The organism is Peribacillus sp. TH16, assembly GCF_016651095.1.
GTDB classification, from domain to species: domain Bacteria; phylum Bacillota; class Bacilli; order Bacillales; family DSM-1321; genus Peribacillus; species Peribacillus butanolivorans.
On the sequence record NZ_JAEKEM010000009.1, the window covers coordinates 2,763,745 to 2,783,173 of the forward strand.

Here is a 19,429-nt window from a genome sequence, read left to right on the forward strand (position 1 = left end):
TGATAAACACGTATAACAAACGGGAGAGCTTTTCAACGCCAATCTAAAAATGATTATCTTTCAGTTGTCTCTTCTATGTATATAAAAAAACTGCACCTATTTGGAATAGGTACAGTTTTTTTCTTAATGTAAAATCGTATGATTATCCACAGTCTTTGACCGTGCAGTAATTTGTTCTTGAATGTCCTTTTGAATGTCATCAATTGCAGTAAAGTCCATTGCTTTTACATAAATGGCTTCAAGTGCGTCATGCTGCTCTTTCGCTTTTACAAGACATGCAGTTGCTTCATTCATTTTCGCCCGGTATCTGGAGGAAACATCCTTGATCTGATCAGCATAAATTTCATCTGTTCCAGAGTGGATGGCTGTTTTATAAATATCAATGATTTCATCACCCTCTCTACTCGGGAAATATTCATGCGGAGAGGTGCTGTCAAAAATAGCGATTCCTGCCTCCCGGACGATTACCATATCCAAACTTTCAGGATCAAAACCGCAATGATACACTTCTACATCAAATCCTCTTTTCTCCGCAGCCTTTGCAATCTTTTTCAGCATCGTCGATTTTCCTGAGCCAGGTCGACCCTTTAAAAAGTAGCGTTTTTGCACTCCTTTTGTAATACTCGGGATGTAATCAACTGCTCCCTCTGGCGTAGCGGCACCTAAAAACCGGTGACGAACATCTGCTTTTTTGTTGAGAACAATATCTCTATAAAAGCCTTCTATCAATTTATTGGTTAATCCATTTAATTTAACGAAATCAATGTTCGCCTTATAAATATCTTCCCATTCATCATGTATCTTTAATGCTTCTCCGAAAAGAGCATATGCCTTTTCAAAACTCTTGGTTCTAGCATTGGTCAATCTTATGATTGTCGTTCTTTCAGCTGCCAGCTGTTGAGAATTCCAGGCAGCCCCTAGGTTGACGTATTCCTCAACGGCTCCCGGTGCTTTCGGTTCAATCACATGTGGCGCAGTCCCATCAACAAGACCTATTTTCAAGGCGGGAATAATTACCCCATCAATGGAATCATTATCCGACGAACAATGCAAAAACTCGATATCATAGTCTTTATCCAGCCATTCCTGGCCAATTTTTTTCATAATAGTCGATTTACCTGAACCAGGTCCGCCTTTTAAAATAAATAATTTCTCCAAACCAGCTAGATTGGAATCATATAAACTATAAAAACCTTTAGCCGTATTGCCTCCAGCGAAATAATGCATCACTTTTCCTGCCACTTTCACACTCTCCTTCACCATACAGATGTGCATCTTCAAGACAGCTTATGCAGGAAAACCCAGGTAGGTGAATGCCTAAGGTTTAGGTTTAATAGTATTCTTTATCTATTTGATAAGAGCTCTAGGCTCCGCTTGTGCAGCCACAAGGAATTCTGACGGTTTCAAGACAATTTGTGTCCCAATTTTCCCACCGCTTACGATGATTTCACACAGATTGGTTGCACTTTCATCAATAAAAGTCGGATACTGCTTTTTCATACCGATTGGTGAGCAGCCCCCTCGAATATACCCTGTGTATTTCTGCAAGTCTTTAACAGCGAGCATTTCAATTTTTTTCGCACCTGCTGCTTTCGCTGCTTTTTTCAAATCCAGCTCGGTGTCTACAGGAATAACAAATACATAAAGCTGCTGAGGTCCGCTGTGAGTAACGAGTGTTTTAAACACGGTTGCTGGCGCTTTACCAATTTTACTCGCCACGGTAACACCGTCTATTTGGCCGTCGTGGACATCATAGCTCATCATGTCATACTTTATATGTTTGTTATCGAGAATTCGCATTGCATTTGTTTTACTGGCTCCCATCTCAAAAGTCCCCTTATCCTTTTCTCCATTTTACCATTTTTTGTAGGCAAAAAGAAAAGCACAGCGCTTCTGCATCTGTGCTTTCACTCAAATTTATTCTAAATGACGTCTTTGATAATCAGCAATACGCTTGTAGTCGCCTTCTAATTGCCGGCTTACGGATAAATAAATCGACATTAGTTCTTCATACACTTTAACGTTCTCCTCGATTGGAACAAGTTCATTTGTATGCCCAATCATGTTTTCAACCTCATCCAGGCTTTCAATTTCACCTAAAGCATATAATCCTAGAACGGCAGCACCTAAACTCGAGCTTTCAAAGCTTTCTGGGATTGTCACATTCTGATTAAATACATCAGCCATAATTTGCCGCCATAGCTTGGAGCGGACAAATCCGCCACTTGCATGGATTTTCTCCGGAGCACCTGTCAGTTCCCTTACAGCAAGGAGGACACTGTATAAGTTGTACATCACACCTTCAAGCACAGCCCGCACCATATGATCGCGAGTATGATGAAGAGCTAGTCCAAAGAAGGAACCTCTTGCATCAGCACTCCATAATGGCGCCCGTTCCCCTGCCATATACGGGTGGAATATTAACCCGTCTGAGCCAGGTGCAATATTTGAAGCCATTTCGGTCAATATCTCATATGGATCCTGACCCGAGGCCTTAGCTCTTTCGATTTCTACCCGACCAAATTGATCCCGGGCCCATCGGAAAGTGATTCCCCCATTATTGACTGGTCCGCCAATTACCCAATGATTCTCAGTGAGGGCATAACAGAACGTCCGCCCTTTCGGATCAGTAAGCGGACGGTCACTGACGGTTCGCACTGCACCGCTTGTTCCTATTGTTACCGCAAGCACACCAGGCTTGATAGCATTTTGGCCTAAGTTGGCAAGCACCCCATCACTTGCACCAATAACAAATGGAGTACCAGCACAAATGTTCATTTTTTCTGCCAATTCCTGGCTCAATCCAGAAAGGATATGGGTCGTTGGCACGAGCATAGGAAGCTTGTCCGATCCAATTCCCGCAATGGCCAATGCCTCTTCATCCCACGCCAAGTTTTTCAAGTTGAACATACCTGTTGCAGATGCAAGTGAATAATCCATTACAAACTCTTTGAAAAATTTATAGATAATATATTCTTTAATCCCTAAAAATTTATCCGTTTTGTTAAAGATTTCTGGATGCTCTTTTCTAAGCCACATAACTTTCGTGATTGGGGACATAGGGTGAATTGGTGTTCCCGTTCTGTGATACAATTGCGTCCCCTGTTCCGATGCCTTCAATTGCTCCGCATAGGCTACACTTCGGTTATCTGCCCACGTAATACTATTTGTGAGCGGCTTACCGTCTTTATCCATGGCAATCAAACTATGCATCGCTGAACTAAACGAAATAAAACTTAGTTCATCCTTTGCTATTCCGCTTGCAATCATCACTTCACCGATTGCAATAATAGCCGCTTTATAGATTTCTTCCGGATCTTGTTCCGCAACAGACGGAGTTGGACTGTGAAGCGGATATCCTTTAGAACATGAATGGACGACCTCGCCCCTCTTTGAAAAAAGAACAACTTTCGTGCTCGTCGTACCAATATCGATCCCCATCATATAACCTGAATGTTTCATATTTTTACATCGTACTCCTTTCTCTTAAACAATTGAATTCAATAGTAAGATTAGGATAAGAGAAACGACTGAAATTATCGTTTCCATAACCGTCCCAGATTTAAACGTTTGTGTCACTGTTAAATTAAAGAATTCAGAATTGGTGAAATTTCAAAGGATGCGGCTTGCAATAAATTCCGCCCACTCCACTCGTGATTAATACATTTTTAAATGCGCCACCTGCTCCGATAATCAAGATAATGGATGCAGTTGGTGCAAGGCAGGCAGACATAAATTGGTTAAGTTCTTCTTTATTAAAACCTCTAGCATAGCCTAATGTAAAGAAAGAAACCACAACAGAGACCAATGGAGCGATAATTGGCTTTCCAAGGAATGTAATCCAATCATTCAGTATCGACTCGTTGGAAAAAAACGGAACCGACAGCTCCCACTAACATCAAAATAAATGGCATTAAAATAGTGATTAGTGTAATTCCGAAACCTAGAAGCTTGCGATTATGTTTATTAGAGAACTGTTCCGATAACTCCTCAGTAGCTTGTACATTAATTCTTTTTAATATGAAGGAACCGAAAACTGGACCAGCTATAATGGCTGTTGGAATTCAGATAATCAAAGCATATAAAATGGTTTTAGCAACATTTGCATCAAATTCTTGAACCGCAATCATTGGTGCTGGATGTGGAGGCATCAAGCCATGTACTGTCGATAATCCAACTACCATCGGAATCCCGATTTTTAAAAGGGGTAAATCCGTTCTTTTAGCAATTGTGTAAACGATTGGAATTAATAAGACGAGGCCAACTTCGAAGAATACGGGCATACCACCGATAAAAGCAACAATAATTACGGCCCAATGTACCTACTTTTCTCCAAACTTATCTAAAAGCGTATTTGCAATCCGATCGGCTCCGCCTGATTCGGCCATCATTTTCCCAAGCATCGTACCCAGACCGACAACCAAGTGTATTTCCTACCCCTGTCTGAACAGCATCTGCAACATCCGGAATATCCATACATGCGATGATCCCTAAAATAACGGAAGCAAGAAGTAACGCAATAAATGGGTGCCATTTCGTTTAAGCTATGATAACGATTAAGAAAATAATTGAAATTAGCGCATAAACCAACAAACTATTATTATATCTTAGTCCAAATAAACTAGACATCTTGCATCTCTTTATGTAGTTAAAAAAAAGATTGGATCGATTGCGAAGATTGTTTGGTACTTCCCTTCCAGCTGAAATCTTTTAAATTCCTTCTATTCTTTCTATTTATATAAACTAACTGAAAATAATATTTTATATAAAATATAACAATACAGTAAATAATTATATTTTTAATACAAATAGCTCATTACTTAAATTATTGCTATGTTAATGGACATTGTTGATTTTTTCTTATTCAACTTACTACTAGGATCCCCAAATGGAATCCTTCCCTTGAAATAGGAATCAAATTTGAAAAAACCGACCAATAAAGGTCAGCTTTTTGCATACTATTTTTATCAGATGGCGCCCTATCCGGAACGCTGCCACAACTACATCCAACAATGATTAAGAGTAAAAACAAAACGACTATAAAGGCGAAACCTCCACTACCACCGTCACAACCTGAAATATAGAAACATTCACTCAATCACATTAAACCATAACGGAGATTTATCTTCAGGGTCACCATTATAATTTATGGTGATTTCCTCCCCCGCCTTAATATTAGTTATTGCATAAAAGTCTATTGATAAATGATCTTCATTATTATTAAACGTCGCATTCGGAGTGTATGAATGATTAAATAGTGCTCCATATCCTAATGCAATGGCTATGTCATTATGATCCCCCCAAAAGAAGCAGTAATTAAAGAGTATAGTCTTCTCTAGATATTTCCATTCATTTTCAGGTGATATTACAACAGGTGATGCCTCAATGAGTTCATCCTTTTTAATATCACGTGTAGAATATACCCCTCTACCATACTTTCCAGTATTTTTAATACATATTGGTGCCACAGTAGTAGCTCCTTTCTGAAATTATTAATAACTTTTCAAGTATAAAGTCTAGTATTAAGGTACTCTTTTAATCTAAATTCCCTAGGTGCTTTATAAATATAGGGACGCAAGTGTTGTACTCCATGATTCCCACCGTTGACTTACTTTACCCAAGCATCATTGTCCCAAGGAATAATTTCGAACAAACTCACTATTGCGGATACAGGGAATGGATGTGAGTAAACCCGTCATTCTTCATTGTACAAACTGTTCCAACTAGCCAGCGTAGGTATTTACCAATATTAATATGCTATTAGGCTTCATCAGGGAATTAATTAATGGGGTAATATTGATTTTTTTTGATCAAATCATAAATGAAATCATCGTCGGATTGTTTTCCAAACGCTTGTTGATAACCATACAGAAAAATCTCCCATAGCTGACTTCCATTCGCAATGTTGGTCATGTGAAAATGAAACTTTTCGAAAAATAAAAGATATATTAATCTAATTTTATTTTAGCTCGATTTTGTTAACTAACGTACATGTTAGAGCTATTTTGCATATTATATTTTATTCTTTTATAAAGGAGGGGTCTGCATGCCGAAAGGGAAAAAAGCTAGTGGCAAGTCAAATGAAGGTAAGTCAAATGAAGGTAAGTCAAATGAAGGAAAGTCTGATGGAAAATAGTCCTGATTTAGCGCGCTTTTGAAGATCCTCAATCATGATTGACGGCTGCTGGAGCGATTGCGAAGAAATCAGCTATAGAGAAAGAAATCCTAAATCAAACTTTACAGGAAGAAACCGTGAAAAACTGTTTCCTGAGTTAATCATTTACTTTGCTGAAGATCTACAAAGGGTGGTTTTATACACATAAAAAAGGAACTGCATTCCCTTACATAGGGGAAATCAGTTCATTTTTCCATTTGTTGCCTTAGCGCGGGTTTGACAAAATTTTGACGGCACCTTATGTTTTCATCGAAATATTGGCTGGACCCACGCTAAGAAATAGCAATTCACAGTGTTTCTAAAGAAGTTTAGCATAAAGATATACAAAGTGTGACCCGTACAAACCTAAATTGCAAAAAAAAGCATCTAACCAGCATTATGAACTAAACTCGATGCCTAATTAATTCAGAAAATAATCATTCACCCATAAAAAAAGAACCGGATTGGAGCTTGATTTCATCCTCCAGATGTTCAGGATAAGCAATAAGAAAGCAAGTAGATGGTCCTGACGATTTTTCGATATCGACTTGACTCCTTATATGTGCAGAAACACCTTCCCCATTTGGGTCCAGATGCTTCCATTCATTTGCTATCCCTTTTGAGCCAACAGGAAGTACCTGAACTTCTTCAAGCTCACAAAGGCTTTTATATAAAGATAACGGCGCGATCCACTCTTGTTGTTTCATAACTTCTTCCCCAACAAGTGGCCTGCCAATAAGGGCCATTTTCCGTTGAAGAATTGGCTTCATTACACGTTCATTCCTGCGTTTTCCAATCACCATAAGACCAAGTGCGGATTGAAGAAGCGGCATGTTACTTTCGGTGCTACCTGTAATAGAGAGATCCAGACCGATTTCATCCATTCCCTTCATGACGCCTATTTTCAAGGCATCCCAGGCTTCATCGCCGCAGAAATTATGAAGGACAACGGTCATTGGACTTCCGCCAGCAGCCAGGCACTCCATAACGGCAACCCGGAACGAAAAATATCCAACAACTTCGTATGGGACCTGAACGAGATCTTTTTCCTTCAACCCAATTCCGCCACTATTATCACAAGAAACGACTAATGATTGTGACTCCGTAAACGGTAAGATCAATGAATCATTCATTCTACGAATCCATCTTTTAAAATCACTTTTTTCAAAACTGGTTCTAGACGTGGAAGTAAAAGGGCCGCCAACACTACATTTATTGCTGTAGCACCTGTTAACCCCGGAACTAGCATCGTGTAAAATTCAAGGCTAACCAGAAATATGAAAGGTAGAGCTAAGATGAAGGCATTACCGATAAAAAAGAGGAAAAATGCGCCTATTTTCTTTCCATGTACATATAAAACGCCAAACATCCATACGAGGACCGCCATTTCTACCATGATCAAAAAATGGAAAGGGCCTAGTGTCATGCCACCGATGAAAGCTGAAATAATATGACCAAGTCCAGCTACTATAGCTCCGGACACCGGGCCAAGTATGACAGCCGCCAAAAGGGCCGGAAAACTGTCTAAAGCCATACTGCCTATAGGGGAAGGGACTTTAATCATTGCCCCAACCGCCGATAAAGCAATAAAAATAGCAATTGTACTAATTTTTCTTACGTTCATGTTTACTCTTTTTCCTTTCTTTTTCCTCCACTGAATACATTTGCGCTGCGGATATACTCCACATCTTTTACGCCAAGGCGGAAGTTAATCACACGTGCTACAGCAAAAAAGTAATCAGACAAACGATTTAAATATTGAAGAGATAGTGGTGAAACTGCCGCACCCGACTTAATCAAAGAAACAACCAACCGCTCCGCCCTGCGTGTAACCGTCCGGGCAATATGAATGGTTGCAGACGCTTTTGAGCCTCCTGGAAGGATAAACTTTTCTAATTCCGGTGCTTCGACGATAAAGGCATCAATTCGTTCTTCCAAATAGGTAATCGCCTCATCCGTTAGCTTCTGCGGGGCTTTCTCAGAAACTGTCGCCAAATCACCGCCACAGTCAAATAACTCATGCTGAATTTTTTCCAAGTCCGTTAGTACGTCTGCAAAAATCGCTGAGTCCAATTCAGTTACTGCAAGGCCGATATAACTGTTCACTTCATCCACTGTTCCGTAAGATTCGACACGGATGTCATCCTTGTCCAGACGTCCTCCGATTACGCTAGTTTGTCCCTTATCCCCAGTACGTGTATAAATTTTCATCTCTATTTCCTCCTCTATTTAATTTGCTGATTGATACCGTACCAAATGACATCCACACGGTTTGATAAGGAGGCTACATCTTGAAAGACCCAGCCGCAGGCATCGCGCCATTTGCGATCTTGTGCCTCCATCGGAACAATTCCTTTGGAAATATCTGATCCGATTACAATACAGTTGTGATCATCCTTTTCCTTCTCCCATATTCGCCAGTCAGCCATGATTTCCTTCCACCGTTTTCGAATCGACTCTGCATCCATCTTTTCTGCATCTTGTTGGATCCATGCATCCAAGCCATGCAATACCACTGTATTACCTTGAAAATCCGTCATAGTCGGCTGTTCTTTTTGATAACCGGATAGCCAAAGAGTCTCACTTTCCAACCCATAAAAGTGCTTTACCCATTTTGTTTTCCCATTATAGGCGCCACCTGTAACAAAGTGCAACGTTCACCCCTCCTTAAGCTGTTCCGGTCCTCCCAAATCAGCTCATATCCCATACCGTGGGAAATTCCCCAATCAAAAAAAGACTTTTCCATCGGTGCATAGCGGACAAGTAATTCACGTACTACACCCCCATGAGTCATTAATACATATTGGCTTTCCTCACCGGAAATCAATTGGCTCCAGCCATTTTGAATACGTTTGGAAAATGCCGGATAGCTTTCACCACCAGGAACCATTGCCTCCATAGGACGCTCTAGCCATTTTTGATAATCGCCATCAGTCTTCAACTCTTCATAAGTTCGCCCTTCCCAACTGCCGAAGTTCAGTTCACGGAACGCAGGGTGTTTTATCGGAACAACATCTGGAAACAACAGTCTTGCGGTTTCAATACAACGAGGCAAATCACTCGTGTGAATCTTTTCATACTGTGGGTAAGAGCCCCTTAAGTCTAGAATTTCCTTTTCTCCTTTCAGACTTAATGGAGAATCTGTCCAGCCTAAATAGGATCTTCGCTCATTTGCTTCTGTCAGCCCATGGCGAAGTAGTGTAATAGCCACAGAATCAGCCATAACCAGAGCTCAACTCCTTCCACGGATGCTCCCAATACATCCCCCGTTATCCCACCGAACCAACTAACGATTTTCCGCTTTATATACAATAGGAAGAGTAGAGCAGCCAGACACATGATAAAAAATAAAGTGACCAGCTTGAAATCGATGCTCCATGCAACCGCAAAACTCACAATAAAATACAACAAATAAATATATAAACTGTTTTTCCTTACTGCACTTTGAAAGAAAGCACCAAGTCCCTCTTTTTTTGCCAGTGGCATCCGGCTAAGTAAATAGCCCATCACACATTTACTTAAAAGTGGAAGACTAATAATTAAAAAGTATGTCCACTCATTGACTCTATCGACGATTTCATAAATAAATATAAACCGGGCGGCCAAAAGTACGATGACGGAGATGACACCGAATGCTCCTGTCCTGGAATCCTTCATGATTTCTAGACGCCTCTCTTTATCCTGATAGGAAAAGAAGGCATCACTTGCATCAATCCAACCATCGAGGTGCAAACCGCCTGTTAATGCCATCGTTAAAAACCAAACCACAAACGCAATCGAAAGGGATGACAATGGGGTCCATTCTACTAACGCGTATAAAACACCTCCCAATATCAAGCCTAGGAAAAGCCCGACTAAAGGAAAGGTTTGAATCGCACGGTGGATATATTTCTTATCCATCGGTAGCTGTTTCTTTATTGGGAACACGGTAAAGAACTGCAGGTTAATCAAGAATCCAATCCATCCGTTCATTCCTGCATGCACCCTTTCATCAATAACGGAATCCCTGATTCAACAAGATAAGCCTCATCTGCCTGTTCGACGACCGCTTGATGAAGCAGGCCAAGTATTTTTCCGTATATATGGAGGAACTCATTTTGAAAAATCGGCTCCTGTACCACTTCGTTGCTTACGATTATCAAACAGCTGGCTTGTTTTCTTATCTCATTAATTCCGCTGATTATTTTTGTGAAAACACTATGTAAAAACTCCTTTTCAAGCGGTATATTGGGACCGAATAATTCATTATCGAGTAGGGTTGTCAGGCAATCGAGTAGGATTATTGAATCTTGATTTAGATCTGCACCTATCCGTGTAATATTCGTCGAGTATTCCCAAGTCCTCCAAGCAATTGGACTACTTTTGCGATCCCTTTGGTGCCGGCGGATGCGTTCTTCCATTTCAGCATCACTGACTCGGCCACAAGCGAGGTAATGCAAGTTCCCACTCAATTGGATTGCATATTCTATTGCCTTTTTTTCTGCAAAACGGCTTTTACCGCTCCGGACACCACCGGTTATAAAACAGAGCCTAGAGTTCTCCACTGTCTTACCCCCTCCATCAGCATGGCATTATCACGCTCACTCTTCACTGCGAACCGGAGCCACATTCCATCTAACCCTGGAAAATTATACGTATGACGTGGTACGATGCCCTTTTTTAATAAAAAAGGCAAAAGGGATAAGGATTCATCTTTCACTAAATAAAAATTGACCGTGCTATTTGAGACAATCAACTCATGCTCTTCATAAAACCGGAAAAGTTTCTGCTTTTGGAATTGAATATACGCTCTTGTTTTTTCTATATATTCTTCTTCAGCAAGGCAGATTTTCCCGACTTCTAATGCCACATGATTGACGCTCCAATGCGATTTATAGGTTTTTGCCTGATTTATGATATCTGGTGCCGCCAGCAAATAACCCAACCTCAAGCCTGGAATTGCAAAAATTTTCGTCATTGATCGTAGAATCAGTAAATGAGGGAATTGCGTAATTAAAGAAGCATAAGTAAAGGCGTTTTCCGTAAAATCATAAAAAGCCTCATCCAAAACAACCAGACAATTTGCTTTTCCGCATTCTTTGATTAATTCCCTAACTGCTTCTTGCTTAAATGAAATCCCTGTCGGATTATTAGGCGTACATAAAAAAATCGCGTCATATTCAGGTAATTGAGGAATCAATCGATCGAGATCTAGTTGCCACTCAGGTGCATCAAGTTGATGAAAGTCTACCTCGCATTCGGCTGCTAAACTAGCTTCTGCATATTCCGCAAATGCAGGCTGAATGATTAAGACCTTTTTATTGGCTAACCTGTTCGCTACCAACATTATTATTTCCGCACCACCGTTACCTACCAAAACGGATTGCTCAGGAAGCGCTTCTTTTTTTGCAATTAATTTTGTCAATTCAACGGCATGCGGATCTGGGTAATTTAAGATTCCTTCGAAGAATTCGGACCACCGTTCCTTTATACATAAAGGAGGACCCAATGGGTTGATATTAGCACTAAAATCGAGAACCGATTCAGGCATTTCAATTTCCAGCGCTTCGTAAAGATAATGCGGATTAGAGCCATGAGAAGGTAATGCCAAGCGTAAGTCCCCCTAACCAAAGCATCAGTAAAAATATAAAAGATGTCCGATGCATGATGGTAATCGTTTTTTGTATATGTATTGCTTCTAATGGAACAAGTGGAACGCCCATCCTAGCACGGTCAGAAACTACTCCTTTGTACATATTCCGGCCGCCAAGCTGTACACCCAAAATTGCAGCAACGCCTGCTTCACACCACCCACTATTCGGGCTTGGGTGCTTTTTCGCATCATTGAACAAAATCTTCCATCTAGCCCCCAAGCTATGATAGCTGGATTTCGAGCTTAGCAGCATCAAGAAACCAGTGAGGCGACTAGGAATCCAGTTCACGATATCATCGAGCTTAGCTGAAGCCCAGCCAAATTGTCCATATTTATCATTTTTGTAACCAACCATTGAATCGCAGGTATTAATTGCCCTGTACATCATCGCGAGTGGAGCACCGCCGATTGCTGCCCAAAACAGTGGAGCCGTAACTCCATCACTCGTATTTTCAGCTACGGTTTCTACAGTGCCTCTGACTATTTCGGATTCATCAAGATCAGCAGTATCACGACCGACAATATAGGAAAGCTTTAGCCTCGCTTCACGAAAAGCTTGTTCATTCAGTGGATGACACACATCCATTCCTGCCTGCTTTAAGCCCTTCTGAGCAATCGTCGTAGAAATAACAACAGCTTCCCATAAAATTCCCGCAAGCGGATGGATAAGATAAGCTAAATAGACAGTTAGACCTGTTGCCAATAACACCAGTGTTAAAACAATTACCAGCATGAAGAGGCCATTTCGTTTTTTATGTGTACCTCTATTGAATGAATGATCCAACTTGCTTATCAACGTTCCAATCCATTTAACGGGATGTGGCCAATTTGGTGGATCACCTATTAATAGATCAAAGAAAAAAGCCAGTGTAACAGCAAAAAGGTGATGGTAAATCATAGTTCCTCAATCCGTTTCCGATTTTTCTTTATTGCTTCTACGGTACAATCATATACACCGCGACTGATCAACTTCCCTAGCGGAGTAATGGTGCCTGCATATTGAAGTCCCTTCCCTCTTTGGGTTGCGGCAATCAAAATACTGTCTGTCGATGTTCCTGTCGCCACTGTATTTGTCACCTTATCCAAAACACGCAAATCATGAAGCGCTTTTACTTTTGCCTCGGTCGCGGTGACAATGCTGTGGATAAAGGCCTCTTCTGCCAAGTGCCCATTTACAAAGATCCATGTATTTATGGTTCCTGGAGTGGAAATCCAAGAATGTTGGTCAGCTAAAGAGGCGTCGATGGCATTCCCTACTCCTGCCGTCACGATGATAAAAACCGAGAAATCATCATCTCTTAGAAACTTGAAGGCCACCGTATCGAGAAAGACAGCTGTCATCATTCCGACCGTTTCCTGCGGTTCAAAACCGTGTGTTTTTAAAAAGTCAGCCATTTCAGCAAAATGATCCTCGTAATTATAATCACGATGGACATGCCTATTCACGAAATATTGGTGCCAGCCCGTTCCTGAACCGGTCACACCAGAAGACATCGTTCTAAGCGGAATTGGTGAATTCAATTGAATTATTTCGGTGCCAACCGTCAAATAGGTTTCATTAATTTCCAAAGGTGCGAAATCACAGACATGCTTTTCCGGGACAATGAACATTTGCGGCTTCGGAAGGGCAGGATGCGGATGTTTTTCAATCGTCGTCCGGTATACCTCCTGGATCCGTTCCTGTTGGAGCACTTCATTCGGCACATTAATGACTTGAATTTGTCCTTTTTCAAGCAACATCAGCCGATCACAGTACAAGCCGGCCAAATTCAAGTCATGGAAGATTGAGATAACTGTTAGCTCCAGCTCCTTGGCCATTTTCCTCATTAAATCAAGAAGCTCCTTTTGATAGGAAAGATCCAAGTGGTTCGTTGGTTCATCTAAAAAAAGAATTTCCGGTTCTTGGGCAAGTGCTTGTGCCAATAAGACCCGCTGTCTCTCACCGCCTGATAATCGTTCAAAATGAAGATCCTGAAAATCCGCGACTCCCGTTTGCTTCATCACACGTTGGACAATCACCTCATCCTCAGAAGTCCAACTATGAAACCAGCCTGTTTGGTGAGCATAACGGCCAAGAGAAACAGTCTCTTTTACCGTATAAGAAAAGGCTAATGAGGAATGTTGAGGCAACACGGCTATAACTTGTGCAAGTTGTTTGGCCGAATACTCCTTCAAGTCTCTTCCCCTTATTCGTATGCTTCCTACCTTATAATCGAGAACCCCGCTAAGCATACTTAATAGCGTCGTTTTTCCGCTGCCATTTGGACCGAGAATCCCAAATAATTCCCCTTTATGTACGTCAAAAGAGACAGAGTCCAAAACAGCTTTATTGCCATATCCACCTGTTAACCCTTTAACTTCAAGCATGAATTCTACCCTTCTCTCCGTCTCTTTAATAAAATCAGGGCAAATGCCGGGGCCCCGATTAGTGAGGTAATTACACCAATCGGCAGTTCCGAAGGTGCAATGATCGTCCTTGCTACAAGGTCAGCCAAAATTAAAAATCCGCTTCCTACGAGCAAAGATAACGGCAATAAATGCTTATGATCTGGCCCCCAAATCCTACGAACCAAATGAGGAATAACCAATCCTACAAAGCCAATCGTTCCCGAAACAGCAACGGCTGCCCCAGTTAATATCGAACCAGCTATCAGAATCCACATTTTTCTCCGCTGAACATTCACACCCAAATGCTTTGCACGATCTTCCCCAAACGTCATCGCATTCAATTCTTGGGTATTCATAATCAAGATCAACGAACCAATGATAAAAAACGGCAAAATAATCGCGATATAATTCCAGCCGCGCATTGAAACGCTTCCCATCAGCCATCCGATGATTTGTCTTAATTCCTCGCCCGTCAACGCAATCATTAATGAGATGAAGGCACTTAAAAACGAGCTGAAAATGATTCCGGTTAAAATAATTGTTTCTACTTTCATCGATCGATCCATTTTTCTCGCAAAAGTTAGCACACAGAAAATCGTAAGCAATGAAAACATAATACTTAACGTCGGTAGGGTATATAAACCGATCAACGGCAATGATATATTCAAAAACAATGTCAATACAGCGCCTACTGATGCTCCTGATGAAATCCCTAATGTGTAGGGGTCAGCAAGCGGGTTCCTGAGCAGTCCCTGAAAGGCTGCCCCGGCAATCGCAAGCGAAGCCCCAACCAAACCTGCAAGTAATACACGTGGCAGGCGGATGTTCATTACGATATTCGTCAGCATCACATCTGGCTCAACTGAGATTGGTAAATGAAAAAATTCCTTGCCGATAATTTGTATAAGCGCTGGAATCGGTACTGACACCGAACCAAAGGAAATGCCAAACGTCATTGCGAAAAGCAAAAACAATAACGCAATCAAATAAGCAAACGCCCACTTAGTTGTCAAATAGGTTCGGATAGACTGATTTGGCAAGTTCCTCTACTCCCTCTATTAAGCGTGGACCAGAACGGGTCACTAAGTCAGAATGGACATCAAAGACTTGACCATCCTTAACAGCAGCTACATCTTCCCATCCTTTTCGGCCCGTCACTTCACTGACTGGATCTTTTGTATAATAACCATATGTTGTAATAATGACATCCGGATTTGCAGCAATCATAGACTCTTCGTCAATTTTCGCCCACCCGTCCAATTCGGCTGCTGCATTTTTCGCTGAAATTATGTTAAGCATTTCATTCATGAATGTATTTTTTCCAGGTGTATAAATATCCGGTGATGGCGAAACCTCTACTAGAACGGTTTTTCTTTCCTCATCCTTAACGGATTTAGCTTTTTCCTGAATTTTCTTCAGTTTCGTTTTCATATTCGCAACGATTTCTTTTGCCTTATCATGTTCTCCCGTTGCCTGTCCAATCATATCAATAGACTCATACACTTCGTCAAAGCTTTGTGCATCATTGACTACAAGGACATCTATTCCAGCATCCTTAAGCTGCTGCAATCCCTCATTCGAATTATGGGCACTGGATGCATGAGCAAGAACAAGATCAGGCTTTAAGGAAACGATTAACTCCGTGTTCATTTCCATTCCGCCAACTTTTTCAATTTCTTTCGTTTCTTCCGGGTAATTATCAATGTCGGATACACCAACAACCTTTTTACCCAAACCAAGTGCAAAGACCACTTCTGTATTACTTGGTATCAATGTAACAATTTTCTTTGGTTGTTCTTCTATCGTTACTTTTTCACCCGTTGCATCTTTTATCGTAATCGGGAAAGCTTGGTTTTCAGTATGATTCGTTTGTTGCTTTTCTTTCGTTCCTTCTTTTGATGTATCATTGCAACCAACCATAATACCTGCAGTTAGTAACATCACTAGAATCAGACCATAGATTTTCTTCATTTTACATCCCCCACAATCTTTTAATTCAATTTCCGACCACCTAAAGAAAACGCATCCTGAAGTGAAGAAGCGAATTTCAAAACAAAAGCATCTCCCGTCAAACGGAAGATGCTTGTATGGCAACAATATAATTACGGACTCAGAAGGTCTGCCACACACCTTCCCATCCGCGTAGGTTACAGGTGTACGAATCTTGGCAGGTCTCCTGGCTAATGGTCATCGTCAACGGCACCTTCCCATATCTCACATACAGTGGTACACAGCCGCTAACTCCCATTTACAGTGGCGGGACCGCGTTGGTATTTCACCAACTTCCCTTTTAAGTCATTAAGACACCAAATCGTTCATATGTATATAATTTTCACTGCTTTTCATTATACACTATGTAAGAAATGATTATTATATGATTTTTCAGACTGATTCCGAAATACCTTGTCTTCAATTAATAACGTGATGCATTTTCAATCAGCGCTGCAAATCCATCGACTGACAATCCGGGTGAAATCCGAACTCGGTGTAGTGCATGCATCCCTTGGTCCCTTGAAGCTCCACCAGCTTCGGTGGTTACTGCCATCTTGTATCCAGCTTCTTCTGACAACCTAAGGCTCTCCTCGTTATACCGACCAACAGGATATGAAAGTACTGTCGTGTCCTGTTGGAGAATACGATCGAATAAATCCTTTGACTGTACCATTTCAGCTTCCTGCTGCCCTACCGTCATACGGTTAAGCTCAAGATGGTTGATAGTATGACTTTCAATAGAAATCCCATTCTCGCTCATCTCCACCATTTGTTCTTCCGTCAGGTGATGACTTTTTTCAATAGATTTCCCGATCATAAAAACAGTAGCTTTCATATTATATTCTTTTAATATAGGAAAAGCCTCCGTGTAATTATCTGTATAGCCATCATCAAAAGTAAGCCAGACACACTTTTCACTTGGCATCCGATTTTCCGTTAAAACAAGAAATGCTTCCCTAGGGGATAATGTATAGTAATCATTCTCCCGAAGCCAGTTCATTTGTGATTGAAATTCCTCTCTTGGTACCCGAAGGTTATTACCTTCAGAAATACTATGATACATCAATATTGGAAGTTGAACCGTGGACTCGGCTCTTATCCAGTTTCTCGTATCGATCTGTTCAGGATATAATCTGTCCTCCGAATTCTGCCCGACGTCATTCTCCGCTGCTGCAACCACTTCAATGTTATCTTCCGCAATCGGTGCAGCCGTCTTTGTACCTATATTCTCTAAAACCCCTTGTGAGCATGAAGGCAAAATTAAAATTCCCAGCAATGCTACCATCAATAAAACTCTGTATTTCCTCACTATCATTCTCCTAATTTTTTCTAGCATAATAGTACCAGAAAACTAGTAAATAATAAAGTATTCCATTTAGCGAAAAAAAAGGCAACCCGGTGGCTGCCTTTTTTTAACTAGTAAATCGACAAGTACTTTGATCACGCGGAATGCCTAAATCTTTCGGCACCATCGTTTCAATCAAAAAGTTCTCATCTTCTTCATAAATAATCTTCTTCATTTCAATTCCGAAGTATTCCTTCATCCGGGATTCTGTCATTACTTCCTGGACTTCCCCGTAAACGACCGGCTTTTGTTTGGCTGTCATTAACACATGGTCAGCAAGGAAAAACGCATGGTTTGGGTAATGCGTGTTTATGATACAAGAGATTTTCTTTTCTTGTGACAAACGCTTTAATGTCTGTAAAATCACAACCTGCTTTTGAACATCAAGATGGGATTCCGGTTCATCGAGAATGAGCACTTCCGGGTCTGATACCAGCGTACGTGCAATCAACGCTAGTTGCAACTCACCACCACTGACTGTATTGCAGGACTTCCCAGCAAGATGGCCAATCCCTACAGTTTCCAGGGCTAGGTGAGCGGCTTCACGGTCCTTCACGGAAGGCTGGGCAAGCGCACTGATGTATGGGGCTCTTCCCATAATGACCAATTCTTCGAGTGTAAAACCAAATACCATTTTATGCGCCTGCGGAACATAACCAATCCGTTTCCAGACGGTTTTGCGTGAAAGCGAAGGAAGCGGCTTTCCATCAATGAGCGTTTGACCTTTTTTCCAGTCCAGAAGACCTGTGATGCATTTTAACATCGTTGTCTTTCCTGCACCGTTTGGTCCTAGTATCGCCATTATCTCTCCGTCATTCAGCGAAAAGTTAATGTCTGTTTGGTAAAGGTAAGGAACTTCTTCTTTTTTCCGAGCATAAAAGTAATTTCCTCCCTGCACCTCAATTCTCATGACCAGCCACCTCCTGTTTTTCTAAGCAATATTGCGAAAAATGGTGCACCTATAATTGCCGTCAAGATTGAGAGTGGAATTTCTGTAGCCGTTACCGAGCGAGCCAGATTATCAATCAACAATAAATAGGCTCCACCGATTGAAAGAGATACTGGTAAGACTAGTTGATTGTTATTACCAACTAGCATTCTTGCAACGTGAGGAATAATTAACCCAACCCAGCCAATGATACCGCCTATCGCAACGGAAGCAGCAGTAATAAGTGTTGCGCCAAAAATAACTGTCCACTTCAAACGTGTTACTGGAATACCAAGTGTTTTAGCTTCATCCTCAGGCAACGTCAATAAATTTATTCTCCAACGAAGGGAATATAGAATCAGAATGCCCACAAGGATAATCGGTCCCCCGATATACAAGTCCTTATATGTTGCCGTACCAAGACTTCCCATCAGCCAGTAAGTAATCGCTGGCAGTTTTGCTTCCGGGTCAGCGACGAATTTAATCAAGGAAATCAACGCCTGGAATAATGCCGATGTAACGACACCAGCCAGAACAAGCATGAAAACGGGTGAATCTTTTTTTCCGCTAATCACGAAGGTAAAGACGATTGCCGCTAGGCCGAAACCAAGTGCCATCACTTGTGTAGCGAAGCCATGACCTAGTAATAGAATCCCAAGGGAAGCGCCAAACCCGGCACCAGCCGAAACCCCAAGGATATCCGGACTAACCAACGGGTTGCCAAACATACCTTGGAATGAGGCACCTGCGATTGAAAGACCAGCACCTATTAACAAGGCAAGCAAAATACGCGGCAGGCGTATTTGCAGGACCACTGTTTCTTCCATCTGCGTCCAAGTTTGGTCAATTGGAAACACAGTTGATAGCAATATCTTGATTTGAGTCCCTAAATCCATTCCGTAACGTCCAATGCTTAGAGACAAAATAACCATGGCAATTGGTAAAATCCAGAACAGGAGCGTTTTCCATTTTTTCATATTCATTCCCTAC

Annotated in this window: 19 protein-coding genes, 2 pseudogenes and 1 riboswitch; all 21 genes and pseudogenes read right to left on the reverse strand. The window is 41.3% G+C overall.

Annotated elements, in window-relative coordinates:
* Positions 1-123 precede the first annotated feature (123 nt).
* Entirely contained in the window at positions 124-1,242 is a 1,119-nt protein-coding gene (locus JFV29_RS27375; protein WP_201188151.1) for a PRK06851 family protein, read from the reverse strand.
* 105 nt (positions 1,243-1,347) lie between these two features.
* On the reverse strand, positions 1,348-1,824 hold the full coding sequence (gene ybaK, locus JFV29_RS27380) for a Cys-tRNA(Pro) deacylase (protein ID WP_201187553.1): 477 nt from the start codon (positions 1,822-1,824) through the stop codon (positions 1,348-1,350).
* Positions 1,825-1,917: 93 nt separating this feature from the next.
* On the reverse strand, positions 1,918-3,462 hold the full coding sequence (gene gntK / locus JFV29_RS27385; RefSeq protein ID WP_201187555.1) for a gluconokinase: 1,545 nt from the start codon (positions 3,460-3,462) through the stop codon (positions 1,918-1,920).
* A gap of 24 nt (positions 3,463-3,486) precedes the next feature.
* Positions 3,487-4,629 (reverse strand): annotated as a pseudogene (locus JFV29_RS27390) (GntT/GntP/DsdX family permease).
* Positions 4,630-4,996: 367 nt separating this feature from the next.
* Positions 4,997-5,080 (reverse strand): annotated as a pseudogene (locus JFV29_RS30830) (YjcZ family sporulation protein); the annotation flags it as partial.
* A gap of 10 nt (positions 5,081-5,090) precedes the next feature.
* Positions 5,091-5,468, reverse strand: coding sequence for an SET domain-containing protein (locus tag JFV29_RS27400; protein ID WP_201187557.1), 378 nt, complete (start codon positions 5,466-5,468; stop codon positions 5,091-5,093).
* 1,123 nt (positions 5,469-6,591) lie between these two features.
* Positions 6,592-7,287 carry an ATP-binding protein gene (locus tag JFV29_RS27405; protein WP_201187559.1) on the reverse strand — a complete coding sequence of 232 codons (696 nt, stop codon included), beginning with the start codon at positions 7,285-7,287 and terminating at the stop codon, positions 6,592-6,594.
* Positions 7,284-7,778 carry an ECF transporter S component gene (locus tag JFV29_RS27410; RefSeq protein ID WP_201187561.1) on the reverse strand — a complete coding sequence of 165 codons (495 nt, stop codon included), beginning with the start codon at positions 7,776-7,778 and terminating at the stop codon, positions 7,284-7,286. The genes JFV29_RS27405 and JFV29_RS27410 overlap by 4 nt, the downstream gene beginning before the upstream one ends.
* 2 nt (positions 7,779-7,780) lie before the next feature.
* Positions 7,781-8,365, reverse strand: coding sequence for a cob(I)yrinic acid a,c-diamide adenosyltransferase (locus tag JFV29_RS27415; protein WP_201187563.1), 585 nt, complete (start codon positions 8,363-8,365; stop codon positions 7,781-7,783).
* Between the two features lie 14 nt (positions 8,366-8,379).
* Positions 8,380-8,808 carry a bifunctional adenosylcobinamide kinase/adenosylcobinamide-phosphate guanylyltransferase gene (locus JFV29_RS27420; RefSeq protein WP_201187565.1) on the reverse strand — a complete coding sequence of 143 codons (429 nt, stop codon included), beginning with the start codon at positions 8,806-8,808 and terminating at the stop codon, positions 8,380-8,382.
* Positions 8,760-9,377 carry a histidine phosphatase family protein gene (locus JFV29_RS27425; RefSeq protein ID WP_201187567.1) on the reverse strand — a complete coding sequence of 206 codons (618 nt, stop codon included), beginning with the start codon at positions 9,375-9,377 and terminating at the stop codon, positions 8,760-8,762. Before JFV29_RS27425 ends, JFV29_RS27420 begins: the two co-directional genes overlap by 49 nt.
* Positions 9,335-10,126 (reverse strand): adenosylcobinamide-GDP ribazoletransferase, encoded by a 792-nt coding sequence (gene cobS / locus JFV29_RS27430; RefSeq protein ID WP_201187568.1) that lies wholly within the window; start codon positions 10,124-10,126, stop codon positions 9,335-9,337. Before cobS ends, JFV29_RS27425 begins: the two co-directional genes overlap by 43 nt.
* Positions 10,123-10,698: a bifunctional adenosylcobinamide kinase/adenosylcobinamide-phosphate guanylyltransferase gene (locus tag JFV29_RS27435; protein WP_201187570.1), complete on the reverse strand. Its 576-nt coding sequence runs from the start codon at positions 10,696-10,698 to the stop codon at positions 10,123-10,125. Before JFV29_RS27435 ends, cobS begins: the two co-directional genes overlap by 4 nt.
* Positions 10,671-11,744 (reverse strand): threonine-phosphate decarboxylase CobD, encoded by a 1,074-nt coding sequence (gene cobD, locus JFV29_RS27440; protein WP_201187572.1) that lies wholly within the window; start codon positions 11,742-11,744, stop codon positions 10,671-10,673. Before cobD ends, JFV29_RS27435 begins: the two co-directional genes overlap by 28 nt.
* Positions 11,719-12,684 (reverse strand): adenosylcobinamide-phosphate synthase CbiB, encoded by a 966-nt coding sequence (cbiB, locus tag JFV29_RS27445; protein ID WP_201187574.1) that lies wholly within the window; start codon positions 12,682-12,684, stop codon positions 11,719-11,721. The genes cobD and cbiB overlap by 26 nt, the downstream gene beginning before the upstream one ends.
* A complete protein-coding gene (locus JFV29_RS27450) occupies positions 12,681-14,153 on the reverse strand; it encodes a heme ABC transporter ATP-binding protein (protein ID WP_201187576.1) in 1,473 nt (490 codons plus the stop codon). Before JFV29_RS27450 ends, cbiB begins: the two co-directional genes overlap by 4 nt.
* Before the next feature lie 5 nt (positions 14,154-14,158).
* Positions 14,159-15,214: a FecCD family ABC transporter permease gene (locus JFV29_RS27455; protein WP_242486957.1), complete on the reverse strand. Its 1,056-nt coding sequence runs from the start codon at positions 15,212-15,214 to the stop codon at positions 14,159-14,161.
* Entirely contained in the window at positions 15,177-16,145 is a 969-nt protein-coding gene (locus JFV29_RS27460) for an ABC transporter substrate-binding protein (protein ID WP_201187578.1), read from the reverse strand. The genes JFV29_RS27455 and JFV29_RS27460 overlap by 38 nt, the downstream gene beginning before the upstream one ends.
* 178 nt (positions 16,146-16,323) lie before the next feature.
* Positions 16,324-16,500, reverse strand: a riboswitch (cobalamin riboswitch).
* Positions 16,501-16,587: 87 nt separating this feature from the next.
* Positions 16,588-17,475, reverse strand: a complete 888-nt coding sequence (locus JFV29_RS27465; protein WP_342366590.1) for a polysaccharide deacetylase family protein — start codon at positions 17,473-17,475, stop codon at positions 16,588-16,590.
* A 103-nt stretch (positions 17,476-17,578) separates the two neighbouring features.
* Complete coding sequence (locus JFV29_RS27470) at positions 17,579-18,421, reverse strand: ABC transporter ATP-binding protein (RefSeq protein WP_201187580.1); 843 nt, start codon at positions 18,419-18,421, stop codon at positions 17,579-17,581.
* A complete protein-coding gene (locus tag JFV29_RS27475; protein ID WP_201187582.1) occupies positions 18,418-19,416 on the reverse strand; it encodes a FecCD family ABC transporter permease in 999 nt (332 codons plus the stop codon). The genes JFV29_RS27470 and JFV29_RS27475 overlap by 4 nt, the downstream gene beginning before the upstream one ends.
* Positions 19,417-19,429 lie beyond the last annotated feature (13 nt).

Bases quoted from the DNA above. Each gene is read 5' to 3' on its own strand.
- ybaK (WP_201187553.1), bottom strand. From the start codon at position 1,824: ATGGGAGCCAGTAAAACAAATGCAATGCGAATTCTCGATAACAAACAT.
- gntK (WP_201187555.1), bottom strand. From the start codon at position 3,462: ATGAAACATTCAGGTTATATGATGGGGATCGATATTGGTACGACGAGC.
- JFV29_RS27405 (WP_201187559.1), bottom strand. From the start codon at position 7,287: ATGAATGATTCATTGATCTTACCGTTTACGGAGTCACAATCATTAGTC.
- JFV29_RS27410 (WP_201187561.1), bottom strand. From the start codon at position 7,778: ATGAACGTAAGAAAAATTAGTACAATTGCTATTTTTATTGCTTTATCG.
- JFV29_RS27415 (WP_201187563.1), bottom strand. From the start codon at position 8,365: ATGAAAATTTATACACGTACTGGGGATAAGGGACAAACTAGCGTAATC.
- JFV29_RS27425 (WP_201187567.1), bottom strand. From the start codon at position 9,377: ATGGCTGATTCTGTGGCTATTACACTACTTCGCCATGGGCTGACAGAA.
- cobS (WP_201187568.1), bottom strand. From the start codon at position 10,126: ATGAACGGATGGATTGGATTCTTGATTAACCTGCAGTTCTTTACCGTG.
- cbiB (WP_201187574.1), bottom strand. From the start codon at position 12,684: ATGATTTACCATCACCTTTTTGCTGTTACACTGGCTTTTTTCTTTGAT.
- JFV29_RS27450 (WP_201187576.1), bottom strand. From the start codon at position 14,153: ATGCTTGAAGTTAAAGGGTTAACAGGTGGATATGGCAATAAAGCTGTT.
- JFV29_RS27460 (WP_201187578.1), bottom strand. From the start codon at position 16,145: ATGAAGAAAATCTATGGTCTGATTCTAGTGATGTTACTAACTGCAGGT.
- JFV29_RS27470 (WP_201187580.1), bottom strand. From the start codon at position 18,421: ATGAGAATTGAGGTGCAGGGAGGAAATTACTTTTATGCTCGGAAAAAA.
- JFV29_RS27475 (WP_201187582.1), bottom strand. From the start codon at position 19,416: ATGAAAAAATGGAAAACGCTCCTGTTCTGGATTTTACCAATTGCCATG.